The 13,249-nt window shown below is 75.0% G+C and carries 12 protein-coding genes; 9 read left to right on the top strand and 3 right to left on the bottom strand.

Annotation, left to right across the window (positions count from 1 at the left end; translation table 11 throughout):
- Positions 1–36 precede the first annotated feature (36 nt).
- On the bottom strand, positions 37–729 hold the full coding sequence (locus HL663_RS04660; RefSeq protein WP_173027278.1) for a response regulator: 693 nt from the start codon (positions 727–729) through the stop codon (positions 37–39).
- Complete coding sequence (locus HL663_RS04655) at positions 726–2,366, bottom strand: sensor histidine kinase (RefSeq protein WP_286175931.1); 1,641 nt, start codon at positions 2,364–2,366, stop codon at positions 726–728. Before HL663_RS04655 ends, HL663_RS04660 begins: the two co-directional genes overlap by 4 nt.
- Positions 2,367–2,485: 119 nt before the next feature.
- Between HL663_RS04655 and HL663_RS04650 the strand changes: the two genes are divergently transcribed.
- Complete coding sequence (locus HL663_RS04650) at positions 2,486–3,859, top strand: cation:dicarboxylate symporter family transporter (protein WP_173027276.1); 1,374 nt, start codon at positions 2,486–2,488, stop codon at positions 3,857–3,859.
- A 163-nt stretch (positions 3,860–4,022) separates the two neighbouring features.
- Positions 4,023–5,669 (top strand): zinc metalloprotease, encoded by a 1,647-nt coding sequence (locus tag HL663_RS04645; RefSeq protein ID WP_173027275.1) that lies wholly within the window; start codon positions 4,023–4,025, stop codon positions 5,667–5,669.
- Here HL663_RS04645 and HL663_RS04640 read toward each other — a convergent pair.
- Complete coding sequence (locus HL663_RS04640; RefSeq protein WP_173027274.1) at positions 5,626–6,672, bottom strand: NAD(P)-dependent alcohol dehydrogenase; 1,047 nt, start codon at positions 6,670–6,672, stop codon at positions 5,626–5,628. The two genes, HL663_RS04645 and HL663_RS04640, sit on opposite strands and share 44 nt — an antisense overlap.
- Before the next feature lie 98 nt (positions 6,673–6,770).
- Here HL663_RS04640 and HL663_RS04635 point away from each other — a divergent pair, with 98 nt between their 5' ends.
- The 7 genes from HL663_RS04635 (at position 6,771) to HL663_RS04605 (ending at position 13,210) form a co-directional block, all read left to right on the top strand.
- Entirely contained in the window at positions 6,771–8,153 is a 1,383-nt protein-coding gene (locus tag HL663_RS04635; RefSeq protein WP_173027273.1) for a DUF429 domain-containing protein, read from the top strand.
- 64 nt (positions 8,154–8,217) lie between these two features.
- Positions 8,218–8,628, top strand: coding sequence for a VOC family protein (locus tag HL663_RS04630; protein ID WP_173027272.1), 411 nt, complete (start codon positions 8,218–8,220; stop codon positions 8,626–8,628).
- Positions 8,629–8,688: 60 nt separating this feature from the next.
- On the top strand, positions 8,689–9,099 hold the full coding sequence (locus HL663_RS04625; protein WP_173027271.1) for a nitroreductase/quinone reductase family protein: 411 nt from the start codon (positions 8,689–8,691) through the stop codon (positions 9,097–9,099).
- 82 nt (positions 9,100–9,181) lie between these two features.
- Complete coding sequence (locus HL663_RS04620; RefSeq protein ID WP_173027270.1) at positions 9,182–10,096, top strand: SDR family oxidoreductase; 915 nt, start codon at positions 9,182–9,184, stop codon at positions 10,094–10,096.
- A gap of 128 nt (positions 10,097–10,224) precedes the next feature.
- A complete protein-coding gene (locus HL663_RS04615) occupies positions 10,225–11,124 on the top strand; it encodes an NAD-dependent epimerase/dehydratase family protein (RefSeq protein ID WP_173027269.1) in 900 nt (299 codons plus the stop codon).
- A gap of 168 nt (positions 11,125–11,292) precedes the next feature.
- The gene (locus HL663_RS04610; RefSeq protein WP_173027268.1) at positions 11,293–12,954 is read left to right on the top strand and encodes a glycerol-3-phosphate dehydrogenase/oxidase; all 1,662 of its coding nucleotides are present in this window, start codon (positions 11,293–11,295) and stop codon (positions 12,952–12,954) included.
- Positions 12,955–13,012: 58 nt separating this feature from the next.
- The gene (locus HL663_RS04605; RefSeq protein ID WP_173027267.1) at positions 13,013–13,210 is read left to right on the top strand and encodes a hypothetical protein; all 198 of its coding nucleotides are present in this window, start codon (positions 13,013–13,015) and stop codon (positions 13,208–13,210) included.
- Positions 13,211–13,249 lie beyond the last annotated feature (39 nt).

Here is a 13,249-nt window from a genome sequence, read left to right as displayed (position 1 = left end):
TGCGGTGTAGCGCGCACCCGGAGCGGGGGCGGAGGGTCAGCCGGTCCATTCGTAGGTGACCTCGGGGCGGCCGGTGCCGGCGTAGCGGTTGCCGCGCACGGCCCGCCCGGCCCCGACGAGGTGCTCGCCGTAGCGCCGGGCCGTCACCCGGCTGACGCCGAGCCGCTCCCCGAGCTCGGCGGCCGAGCACGGCGTCCCGGCCTCGCGCAGCGCGACGGATGTTCGGGCCAGCAGGTCCTCGGTCATCCCCTTGGGCACGGTCGACCCGCCGGCCGGGCGCAGCCGCGAGAAGAGGGTGTCGACGGCGGCCTGGGTGTCGGCCTCGGCGCCCTCGGCCGCCTCGGAGCGGTAGGCGCGGTAGGCCTCGAGCCGGTCGCGCAGCGTGCCGAAGACGAACGGCTTGAGGACGTACTGGACGACCCCGAGCGACACCGCGGCCCGCACCATCTCGAGGTCGCGCGCCGAGGTCACCGCCACGACGTCGGCCCGGTGCCCGCCGGCCCGCATCGCCCGGACGACGTCGAGCCCCGGCAGATCCGGCAGCCCCATGTCGAGCAGGACGAGGTCGACGGGCGCGCTGCCGAGGTGCTGCAGCGCGTCGCGGGCCGTGTGCACCGTCCCGGAGACGACGAACCCCTCGACCCGGCCGACGTACGTCGCGTGGGCCTGCGCCGCGACCGGCTCGTCCTCGACCACGAGCACGTGGATGGGCTGCGCGGCGGCGCTCATCCGCCGGCCCCCGCCCGCACCGGCAGGCGCACCGTGACGGTCGCCCCCGGCGGCTCGTCGATGCGCAGCGTGCCGCCGAGCCGCTGCACCGTGTCGGCGACGAGCGCCAGCCCGATGCCGCGCGAGCCGGCCGGGCCGTCGTCGGACTTGGTCGAGAAGCCCCGCTCGAGCACCCGCTGGCGCAGCGCCGTCGGGATGCCGGGCCCCGTGTCCGCGACGACGAGCTCGACCCCGTCGCCGAGGTCGTGCGCCCCGAGCGTCACCCGCCGGGGGCCGTCGACGCCGGTGACCGCGTCGATCGCGTTGTCGACGAGGTTGCCGACGACGGTGACGACGTCGCGGGCCGGCGCGACGTCGGCCGGCCAGCTCAGGTCGGGGTCGACGACGAGCTCGACCCCGCGCTCGTGGGCCTCGGCCGCCTTGCCGAGCAGGAGCGCCGACAGGGTCGGGTCCTCGACGCCGGTGACGACGACGTCGGTGAGCCGCTGCGCGCGCTCGAGCTCGTCGGTCGCGAACTCGACCGCCCGGTCGGGGTGCCCGAGCTCGATGAGCGAGACCATCGTGTGCAGGCGGTTGCCGGACTCGTGGGCCTGCGAGCGCAGCGCCTCGGCCAGCCCGCGCGCGGCGCCGAGCTCGCCGGTCAGCTCCTCGAGGTCGGTGCGGTCGCGGACGGTGACGACCGAGCCGAGGTCCTCGCCGTCGCGGCGGGCGCGGGCCTTGTTGAGCACGAGGACCCGCCCTCCGGTCACGTGCAGGTCGTCCTCGCGGACGTCGGCGTCGGCCATCGCGGCCACGAGCGGCGGGGCCAGCCCGAGGTCGCCGACGTCGCGCCCGGTGGGGTCCTCGCGCAGCCCGAGGAGCCGGCGCGCCTCGTCGTTGGCCAGCCGCACGCGCCCACCGGGGTCGACGAGGACGAGCCCCTCGGTGACCGAGTGCAGGACGGCGTCGTGGTGGTCGTGCATCGCCTGGAGCTCGGCGGCCCGCATCCCGCGGGTCTGGTGGCGGACCCGCCGGGTGATGAGGGTCGTCCCGACCGCGGCGAGGAGCCCGGCCACCACGCCCGCGACGAGCAGCGGCGGAAGCTCGCGGGCGAGGCGCTCGTCGGCCGCCTGCTTGCCGATGCCGACGGCCACGAGGCCGACCACGCGCTCGCCGTCGCGCACGGGCACGACCGCCCGCCGGCTCGGCCCGAGGGTGCCGGTGTAGTCCTCGACGACCTGGCCCCCCGCGCGGGCGGCCGCGATGTGGCCGACGAACTGCCGGCCCACCTGGTCGGGGTTGGGGTGGGAGTAGCGGATGCCCGACGGGCTCATGAGGACGACGAAGTCGGTGCCGGTACTGCGCCGCACCCCCTCCGCGAGCGGCTGGAGCACCCCGTTCGGGTCGCCGTCGCGCACCGCGTCGACGACCTCGGGCTCGGCCGCCACGGACTGCGCCACCGCGAGGACCTGGGCCGTGGACTGGTCGGTGACCGCCTGCCGCGCCTGGAGGTAGGCGGCGCCCAGCCCGGCGGCGATGACCGCGAAGACGAGCGCCACGACGAGGAGCGCGGTCTGGCCGGCGACGCTCAGCCCGCGCGGGCCGGGGTCGTCGTCGACCGCGGGCCGGCCCGGGGCGCCCTCGCCCGCCCGGCTCACGACCGGGACCCGGCGTCCCGCGTGAACTTTGCGTACACAACGGTGACGATAGCCGCGCCGTCGAGCACCCTCGACGACGACAGCGCAGGCCCACTGCGTCGGACAAAGGAGTTCACGCCATGACTGCATCCGCGCCCTCCGCGCCGGGGGACGGCACCGTCGCCCCGAAGCGCCGCGACCGCACGCACTTCCTCTACATCGCGGTCATCGTCGCGATGCTCCTCGGCATCGCCGTGGGCTTCCTCTTCCCGGAGTTCGGCAAGGAGCTCAAGCCGCTCGGGACCTTCTTCGTCAACCTCATCAAGATGATGATCAGCCCGATCATCTTCGTGACGATCGTCCTCGGCATCGGCTCGGTCCGTCGCGCCGCGCAGGTCGGCAAGGTCGGCGGCCTCGCGCTCGGGTACTTCCTCACGATGTCGACCGTCGCCCTGGCCATCGGCCTCGTCGTCGGCAACATCGTCAAGCCGGGCGCCGGGCTCAACCTCACCGACGAGCTCGCGAAGGCCGGTCAGTCGCAGGTCGCGGCGGAGGCGGAGTCGACGACCGACTTCCTCCTCGGGCTCGTCCCCGACACCCTCGTCTCGGCGCTGACCTCCGGCTCGGTGCTCCAGACCCTCCTCGTCGCGATCCTCGTCGGCTTCGCGCTGCAGAAGCTCGGCACCGCCGGCGAGCCGGTCCTGCGCGGCATCAAGCACCTCGAGAAGCTCGTCTTCCGCCTCATGGCGATGATCATGTGGGTCGCGCCGATCGGCGCCTTCGGCGCGATGGCGGCCGTCGTCGGCGCCACCGGCCTCGACGCGCTCAAGAGCCTCGGCCTCATCATGGTCGCCTTCTACGCCACCTGCTTCCTCTTCGTCTTCGGCGTCCTCGGCGCGATGCTCCGCGTCGTCGCCGGCATCGGCATCTGGTCGCTGCTGAAGTACCTGGGCCGCGAGTTCCTCCTCATCCTCTCGACGTCGTCCTCGGAGTCGGCCCTGCCGCGGCTCATCGCGAAGATGGAGCACCTGGGTGTCTCCCGCCCGGTCGTCGGCATCACGGTCCCGACCGGCTACTCGTTCAACCTCGACGGCACGGCGATCTACCTGACGATGGCCTCCCTGTTCATCGCCGAGGCGCTGAACAAGCCGTTCAGCATCGGCCAGCAGATCGGCCTGCTCGTCTTCATGATCATCGCGAGCAAGGGCGCCGCCGGGGTCACCGGCGCCGGCCTGGCCACGCTGGCCGGCGGCCTGCAGTCCCACCGCCCCGACCTCGTCGACGGCGTCGGCTTCATCGTCGGCATCGACCGGCTCATGAGCGAGGCGCGCGCCCTGACCAACTTCGCGGGCAACTCGGTCGCGACGGTGCTCATCGGCACGTGGGTCAACGCCATCGACCGCGAGCAGATGACCGCGGTGCTCGCCGGGCAGCGCCCGTTCGACGAGGCCCGGATGATCGACGACCACGACGCGGCCCCGCCGGCCGAGGAGCTCGAGCCCGCCGGGCGCTGAGCCGCCCCGCACCGCCGGAGGGCGGGTGGTCCCGTGGGGGGCCACCCGCCCTCCGGCGTCCCGGCATCGGCCGGACGGCCCCTCTGCGGGCGGAACGCCGGTGGGCCCGGGCGCGCCGTCCCTAGCCTGCGAGGGCACCCTCCCTCCGTCCCCAGGACCCGTCATGCGCCCGCGCCCCCGCCTGCTCGCCCTCGGCGTGGCCCTCGCCACGTCCGCCGCGGCCCTCGTCGGCGGTGGCGCCGCCCCGGTCCTCGCGGCCACCCCGACGCCCGGGACCGCCTCGGTGAGCGGCACCCTGACCGCCCTCGTCGCCGACGGCTTCGGCAGCGGGCGCACGCACACCACCCTCGCGGTCGTCCCGGACGGGGCGCCGCACGGGCTCGTCCCGCTGACCGGCGTCACCGCCTCGGAGGAGCACCCGCTCGTCGGCGCCCGGGTGACCCTGCGGGGCACCCGTACCGGCAGCGGCGCCCTGCGCACGACGGACGCCGCCCTCGCCGCCGCGGGCTCGGCGTCGCGGACCGCGGCGTCCCGGACGGCCGCGTTCGCCGCCGCCCCGACGGGCACCGGAGCGCGTGGCTACCGCGTGCTCGCGATCTCGCTGCGCTTCGCCGACCGGCCGGCCGAGGCGCCGGCGTCCCCGAGCGTCGTGTCCGCCCGGCTGTTCAGCGGGTCGACCAGCGTCAAGGCGTTCTACGCCGACTCCACGGACGGGCGCTGGACCATCGGCGGCCGCGCAGTGGGTCCGTACACGGTCTCGCGCACCGACCCGGGCAGCTGCGACTTCCGCGAGTGGGGCCAGCGGGCCGCGGCCGCCGCGAGCGCCGCGAAGATCGACACGAGCGCCTACACGAACATCATGGTCGTCGTGCCGCGGCAGGCCTCCTGTGGGTGGGACGGCCTGGCCGAGGTGCCCGGCACGTGGTCCTGGATCAACCAGGACACCCCCTCGCTCCTCGTCACCGCGCACGAGCTCGGCCACAACCTCGGCGAGCACCACGCCTCGGGCTACCGGTGCACGACCGGCACCTCCGCCGTCACGCTCGGCGCACCCTCCGGCTGCAGCGACCCGGCGGGCACGGCGCTCGAGTACGCGGACCCGTTCTCGGTCATGGGCAACTCCGCCCCGCGCCTGCACCACGCCACCGCCCGCGACCACTTCGGGCTCCTGCCCCCGACGACGGTCGCCGCCGGAGAGGCCCGGACCGTCCGCATCGTCCCGGCCGACACGACCTCGGGGCTGCGCGAGGTCCGGGTCACCCGGCCCGACGGCACCTGGCTGACCGCCGAGCTGCGGGCGCCGACCGGCGCCTTCGACACCTTCACCACCTCCGACCCCGCCGTGCGCGGTGTCACCTTCCGCATCGACCGCGGGCCGGCCCGGCAGACCTGGCTCGTCGACGGCAAGCCCTCGACGACGTCCTTCGCCGACGCCCCCGTGCTGCCCGGCGGCTCGGTGACCGACGCGCTGAGCGGCGCCCGGGTCGACGTCGTGTCCGTGACCCGGGCGGGGGCGACCCTGCGCATCGGCTCGGCGCTGGCCGCCCGCGAGCTCGTCGCGAGCGCGAGCGGCCCGACCGTGCGCGCCCGGTGGACGGCACCCACGGGCGTGGCGTCCCCCCAGGGCTACGACGTCGAGGTCGACGGCCGCACGGAGCGCGTCACGACCACCGCGTGGTCCGGGACGGTGCGCGCCGGGTGGCACACGCTGAGCGTGCGGGCCGTCTCCGCGGGCGGGGTCGTCCAGCCGCCGGCGAGCGTGCCGGTCAGGGTCGTGGCGTCGCCGCTGCGCGCCCTGCGTCCTCGCTGACCGGGGCCTCCCCGGCCGCCGATTCGGCGCCGCGCCCCGCGACCCGGACGACGACCTTGCCGCGCGCCCGTCCGGCCGCGACGTGGTCGATGGCCGCGGCCGTCGAGGCGAGCGGGACGACGTGGTCGAGGACCGGCCGGACCGCCCCGGTGTCGACGAGCCGCACCAGCTCGGCGAGGTCGTCGGCGCGCTCGCGCGCGACGTGCATGACCAGCCGCTGGCGGACGAACGGCGAGAGCAGCGCGGCGCCGACCGAGCGTTCGAGCCCACCGAGCCATCGGCCCGGGGCCTCGCTCCCGACGACGACGAGCGTGCCCCGCGGCGCGAGGACCGCGCGCAGCGTGCGCAGCGACCGGTGGCCGCCGATGTCGAGGACGGCGTCGTAGCGCACCCCCTCGGCGTCGACGTCGGCGTCCTCGTGCGTGACGACGTGCGCGGCGCCGAGCCCGCGGACGAGGTCGGCCTTGGCCCGGCTGCAGACCCCCGTCACCCGCGCCCCCGCGGCGGCGGCCAGCTGGACCGCGTACGTGCCGACCCCGCCGGAGGCGCCGACGACGAGCACCCGCTGCCCGGGGCCGACCGCGGCGGCCCGCACGGCCTGCAGGGCGGTGAGCCCCGAGACCGGCAGGGCCGCGGCCTCCTCGTCGCCCAGGGTCCGCGGCGCGGCGGCCAGCCGGGCCACCGGCACGACGGCCAGCTCGGCGCAGGACCCGTCGGCCGTCCCGACGACCCGGTCGCCGATCGCGACCGTGGTGACGCCGGCGCCGAGGGCCACGACCGTGCCGCAGAGGTCACGGCCCGGGACGGGGAAGCGCGGCCGGCGCAGGCCGAGCCCGAGGCGGGCCAGCAGCGGGCGGCCGGTCATCACGTGCACCGTCCCGCGGTCGATGCCCGCGGCCGACACGCGAACGAGCACCTCCCCCTTCCCGGGGGCCGGGTCCGGCCGGTCGGCGAGCCGGAGGCGGTCGGTGCCCCCGTAGTGGTCCTGGACGACGGCGCGCACGGGCTTCTCCCTTACAGCGTAAGAACGATGATGTGCACGCACCGTAGCCTTACGACGTAAGATCGCGCAAGACCCCGCCCGCCGACCCCGGAGACGCCGTGCCGCCCCGCCCCCGCAGCCCCCGCCCGTCCCTGAGCCGCACGCGCATCGTCGAGGAGGCCGTCGCGCTCGCCGACACCGACGGCCTCGCCGCGCTCTCGATGCGCGCCCTCGCCGGCCGGCTCGGCGTCGAGGCGATGTCGCTCTACCACCACGTCCCGAACAAGGACGCCCTGCTCGACGCGATGGTCGACGCCGTCTTCGACGAGATGCACAGCCCCGTCGTCGGCGGCGACTGGCGCCCCGAGCTGCGCGCCCGGTCGGTGTCCGGGCGGGCGGCGCTGCTGCGCCACCGCTGGGCCGTCGGGCTGATGGACGCGCGCCGCTCCCCCGGCCCGGCCGCGGTCGCCCACCACGACGCCGTCATCGGGTGCCTTCTCGCGCAGGGCTTCTCGCTGCCCGCCGTGGGCCACGTGTTCGCGCTCGTCGACGCGCACCTCTACGGGTTCATGGTGCAGGAGCTCGCGCTGCCCTTCGTCGGCGAGGAGGAGCTGGCGCAGATCGGCGACGAGATCATCGACGAGGCCACGGCCGCCGCCTACCCGCACTTCACCGCCTTCGCCCGCGAGCACGCGATGCAGCCCGGCTGGACCTTCGGCGCCGAGTTCGAGGTGACGCTCGACCTCGTCCTCGGGGCCGTCGCCGGCCTCGCCCCCGCGTCGGCGCCGACCACGCCCGCCCCGGTGTCGGTCGACGTGCCGGTGCTCGGCGTCGACGGCTGCTCGGCCGGCTGGGTCGGGGCGCTGCTCGAGCCGGGCGCCCCCCGCCCCCGGGTCGTCGTCGCCGCGACCATCGCCGAGCTCGTCGAGACCGTCCGCGAGACCGCCGACGTGCGCGTCGTCGGCATCGACATCCCGATCGGCCTGCCCGACAGCACGACCCGTGCCGCCGACGCCCTCGCCCGCCGTGCCCTCCCGGGCAAGGCGTCGTCCGTCTTCACGACCCTGACCCGCGTGGCCTACGGCGCACCGGATCGCGCCGGCGCCGACGCGGTCAACCGCTCGCTGAGCGGCCAGGGGGTCGGGGCCCAGGCCTTCGCCCTGCGCGCCAAGATCCTCGAGGTCGACGCCTGGGTCCGCTCCCGGCCCACCGTCGAGGTCCTCGAGGTCCATCCCGAGGTCTGCTTCGCCCGGATGGCCGGCGCGCCCCTGCGCCCGAGCAAGAAGACCGACGAAGGGCGCCGCGCCCGCCTCGACGCGCTCGCGGCGGCGGGCATCCCCCGGCCCTCGGTGCTCGAGGGCCGCGGGTACGCCGCCGACGACGTGCTCGACGCGTGCGCCGTCGCGTGGACCGCCGCGCGCTTCGCGGCCGGTGACGCCGAGCGGCTCCCCGACCCGCCCGAGGTCTTCTCGGACGGCATCCCGGCGGCCATCCACGTCTGACCCGGCGCGTCGACACCGCGCAACCCGGTTGGCCCGCACCGCGCGCCGGTGGGAGGGTGACCGCATGACCGCGCGCGTCTCCCACACCTCCGTCGACTGCCGCAACGCCTACGAGCTCTCCGAGTGGTGGAAGGGCGTCCTCGACTACACCGACCTGCCCGACGACCCGAACGAGCCGGGGCACGAGGAGTGCATGCTCGTGAGCCGCGACGGCGCCCACCGCATCCTCTTCATCGAGGTCCCCGAGGAGAAGACGGTCAAGAACCGCATCCACCTCGACCTCGAGCCGGTCCAGGGCAGCCGCGACGACGAGCTCGCGCGCCTCCTCGCGCACGGCGCCACCGAGGTCGCCGACCTGCGCGGCAAGTACGGGCCGGGCACCGGCTGGGTGGTGCTCGCCGACCCCGAGGGCAACGAGTTCTGCATCCTGCGCAACACGGCCGAGCGCGAGGCGGCGACGTCCTCGGCGGAATAGCCCCGGCGGCGGCGTCGCTGTCACCGTCGACACCCAGCACCTGACCGGGAGGTGGCCACCGTGGCCGACTGGAACCAGCAGATCATCGACGAGTTCCGCGCCAACGGCGGGACGGTGCAGACGATGGGCTTCGGCCGCGGCCTCGTGCTGCTGCACCACGTGGGGGCCCGCTCCGGCACCGAGCGCATCTCGCCCCTCGCGACCGTCCGCGACGACGACGACGTCTGGCTCGTCGCCGCGTCCAAGGCCGGCGCCCCGGACAACCCCGACTGGTTCCACAACCTGCGTGCCCACCCCGAGACCGAGATCGAGACGCCGGACGACGGCACCGTGCCGGTCACGGCCCGCGTCCTGCCGCCCGAGGAGCGCGACGCCGCGTGGGCCCGCTTCACCGAGATGTCCGAGGGCTTCCGGTCCTACGAGCAGAAGACGACGCGGGTCATCCCGGTCGTCGAGCTGCGCCGCCGCTGAGCCCCGACCCCCGGCGACGACGCGCGGAACCCCGCCGTCGCGCTGCTCGCTCATCCCCCGAGAGCCGACCCGAGGAGCACGCATGACCCGCTGGACCTTCGAGCAGATCCCCGACCTCACCGGACGCCGCGCCGTCGTGACCGGCGCCAACTCGGGCATCGGGCTCGTCGAGGCGCGCGAGCTCGCCCGCCACGGCGCCGACGTCGTGCTCGCCGTCCGCAACACCGCGGCCGGCGAGGAGGCGGCGGAGCGCATCCGCCGCACCGGCGCCACGGGGGCGGTCTCGGTCCGGCGGCTGGACCTCGCCTCGCAGGCCTCCGTGCGCTCGTTCGCCGACGCGTGGGACGGCCCGCTCGACCTGCTGCTCAACAACGCCGGCGTCATGACCCCGCCGCGCCACCGCGAGACCGAGGACGGCTTCGAGCTGCAGTTCGGCACCAACCACCTCGGCCACTTCGCGCTGACCGGCCTCCTGCTGCCGCACCTGCTGGAGGCCCCCGCCGCCCGGGTGACGACCGTCGCCTCGATCGCGCACCACCGCGGCGACGGCGCCGTCTGCGAGGGCAACCCGCGCGAGGGCTACGACCCGCAGACCACCTACGGCCGCTCGAAGCTCGCGAACCTGCTCTTCGCCGACGAGCTCGAGCGCCGCGCCCGGGCCGCGGGTGTCGCCCTGACCTCCAACGCCGCCCACCCCGGCGTCTCGGCCACGAACCTCGTCGCGAGCAAGGACGGGATGGGGGCGATCCCGGTCGTCGGGACCCTCGGCCAGCTCGGCGTGAAGCTGCTCTTCCCCGGCCCCGAGAAGGGCGCCGAGGGGCCGCTGTACGCCGCGACGGTCGCCGCCGGTGGCACGTACTCGGGCCCGACCGGCATCGGCGAGACCCGCGGGCCGGTCGGCGAGGCCCGCCGCTCGCGCTGGGCGCAGGACGCGACTCTCGGCCGCACCCTCTTCGACCGCTCCGAGGAGCTGACGGGCGTCTCCTTCGCCCTCTGACCCCTCCTTCCCGCGAACGTGTGTGAACTCGCCGGTGATCCCCGGCGTGTTCACACACGTTCGCGGTGGTGGCGGGTCCGGGCGTGCGCGCGAGCCGTCCTCGGCGGCCGGGGTGTGAGGATGACGGGATGCGCATCCTCCTCACCGGCGGCACCGGCAAGGCCGGCCGCCACGTCGTCCCCTACCTCGTCGAGCACGGCCACACCGTCACCAACCTCGACCGGGTCCCGCTGCGCCTCGAGGGCGTCACCGACCTCGACGTCGAGCTGACCGACCTCGGGCAGCTGCTGTCCGCCCTGCGGATGCCCGCCTCCTTCGACGAGCTCGACGAGCCGCAGGAGCAGGCCTACGACGCGATCGTCCACCTGGCCGCGGTCCCCGCCATCCTGCTCAAGGCCGACAACGAGACCTACGCGAACAACGTCCTCTCGACGTGGAACGTCCTCGAGGCGGCCGCGATCCTCGGCATCCGCAAGGTCGTCTTCGCCTCGTCCGAGACCACCTACGGCATCTGCTTCGCCCGCGGCGAGCGCAAGCCCGACTACCTGCCCGTCGACGAGGAGCACCCGACCGTCCCCGAGGACGCGTACGCCACCTCGAAGGTCGTCAACGAGACGACGGCCCGCTCGGTGCAGCGGCGCACCGGCGCCGACGTCTACGGCCTGCGGATCAACAACGTCATCGAGCCCCACGAGTACGCCGAGCGCTTCCCGTCCTTCCTCGAGGACCCGGCGCAGCGGCGGCGCAACATCTTCGCCTACATCGACGTCCGCGACCTGGCGCAGGCCATCGACCGGTGCCTCACGACCGACGGCCTCGGGTTCGAGGTCTTCAACATCGCCAACGCCGACCACTCGGTCGCGGCGACCACCGCCGAGCTCGTCGAGCAGTTCTACGACGGGGTCGAGGTCCGCCGCGAGATGGGCGAGCACGAGACCTTCTTCTGCATCGACAAGGCCAAGCGCCTCCTCGGCTTCGAGCCCCAGCACTCCTGGCGCGACGTCGTCGACGACCCCCGCGCCGGCTGACCCGGTCCACCTCCCCACTTCTTGCGAGTTCCGCCGCTCGACACCCCGCCCGCGGGCGCGTCGGGCGGCGGAACTCGCAACCAGTCGGTGGTCGGGGCCCGGACGGTCGGCTGTCCAGCCCCGCCACCTCCCGGCCGGCCCGCCGCGCCGGACGCCTACGCTGGGGTCATGAGCCTGAGATCGGCGAACATCGAGCGGATCGACGGCGGCCTGTTCGACGTCCTCGTCGTCGGCGCCGGCATCAACGGCGCCGTCTCGGCGGCGGCGCTGGCCGGCCGCGGTGCCTCCGTCGCGCTCATCGACCGCGGCGACTTCGGCGGCTTCGTCAGCCAGGAGTCCTCCAACCTCGTGTGGGGCGGCTTCAAGTACCTCGAGAACTACGAGCTGCCGCTCGTCTTCGGCCTCTGCCGCAGCCGCAACCGGCTGATGAAGGCCTACCCCGACAACATCCGCGAGATCGGCTTCCTGGCCGCGCTCGACCACGGTTCGCCCTACGCGCCGTGGTTCGCCGGCCTCGGGGCCACCGCGTACTGGGGCATCGGCCTGTTCGGCACCAAGCGCCCGCACCTCTACGACGCCGAGGCCGTCAAGGAGCAGGAGCCGGCCGTCGACACCACCGACGTCCGCGGCGCCATCGAGTACCGCGACGCGTTCCTCGTCGACAACGACAGCCGGTTCGTCTTCTCCTTCGTGCGCTCCGCCCTGGAGGCCGGCGCCTCCGTCGCCAACTACGTCGAGCTCGTCTCGGCCGAGCGCATCGGCGACCGCTGGGTCTGTCGCCTGCGCGACACCGACACCGGCCGCGAGATCACGACCGCGGCCCGCGTCGTCGTCAACGCGGCCGGCCCGTTCGTCGACGAGATCAACGAGGCCTGGGACCTGCGCACCGAGCACCGGATCGTCTACTCCAAGGGCATCCACCTCGTCGTCCCCCGCCTGACGACGACCAAGCACGACCGCGTGCTCGCCTTCTTCGACGACACCCAGCGCCTCTTCTACGTCATCCCGATGGGCCGCCGCTCGGTCATCGGCACGACCGACACCCGCGTCGACACCCCCTTCACCGAGGTGACCGACGAGGACCGCGAGTTCCTCCTCGAGCAGATCAACAAGCGCCTCGACCTCCCGACGCCGCTGACCACCGACGACGTCATCGCCGAGCGCTGCGGCGTGCGGCCGCTGGTCGTCAGCCGGGGGGCGGGCGACCAGGACCAGGCCGACTGGACCTCGCTGTCGCGCAAGCACGAGATCGAGCGCGACGACCACCAGCGCGTCGTCACCGTCCTCGGCGGCAAGCTGACCGACTGCCTCAACGTCGGCGAGGAGGTCGCGGCCGAGGTCGTGCGCCTCGGCATCCCCCTCGAGAAGGACCTCGGCAACTGGTACGGCGAGCCCGCCGCGCAGACCCGCGCCGAGTTCTACCGCCAGGCCCGGCTCATGCGCCTGGACGCGCTGCGGACCAAGCCCGACACCGAGCCGCTCACCGACCGGCTGTGGCGCCGGTACGGCCGGCGCGCCTTCGACCTGCTCGAGGCGATCCGCGCCGACCCGTCGATGGGCGAGGACGTCATGGGCTCGGCCGACTACCTGCGCGCCGAGCTCTACACGGCCGCGCAGCACGAGATGGTCGTGACCCTCGACGACTTCATGCGCCGCCGCTCCAAGATCGACCTCGTCGTGCGCGACGGGGACATCGAGGGCTCCGAGGGCCTGCGCGAGGTCGCCCGCATCCTCTTCGGGGACGACGCCGACCGGCGCCTGGCCGAGTACCTCGACGCCCGCCACCCGCAGGCGCACCGCCCGGTCGGCGAGGACGCCACCTCCGCCTGACAGGGACCTCACAGGCGCGGCCGAGCCCGCCCCGAGGCACCGCCGGGAGGGTGGGGCCATGACGACGACGGCCCCCCTCCCGACCTCCGCCCCCGGCACCCCGTCCGTCCGCGACCTCATCGCCGAGCTCGCCTCCACCGAGGACGCCCTCCGGGGCCGCGCCGGCCACGGGCTCTCGGAGCGCGACCTGCGCGTCGTGCGGCGCCAGGCCGCGGTGGTCCGCGAGCTGCGCCGGCGCCGCACCCGGCTGCACTGAGGCAACGCTCCCGCTCCTTCGACGCCGACCCACCGGTCC

This window comes from Arthrobacter sp. NEB 688 (assembly GCF_013201035.1).
GTDB lineage: Bacteria > Actinomycetota > Actinomycetes > Actinomycetales > Dermatophilaceae > Phycicoccus.
This window is presented reverse-complemented; position numbering and strand designations above follow the sequence as displayed.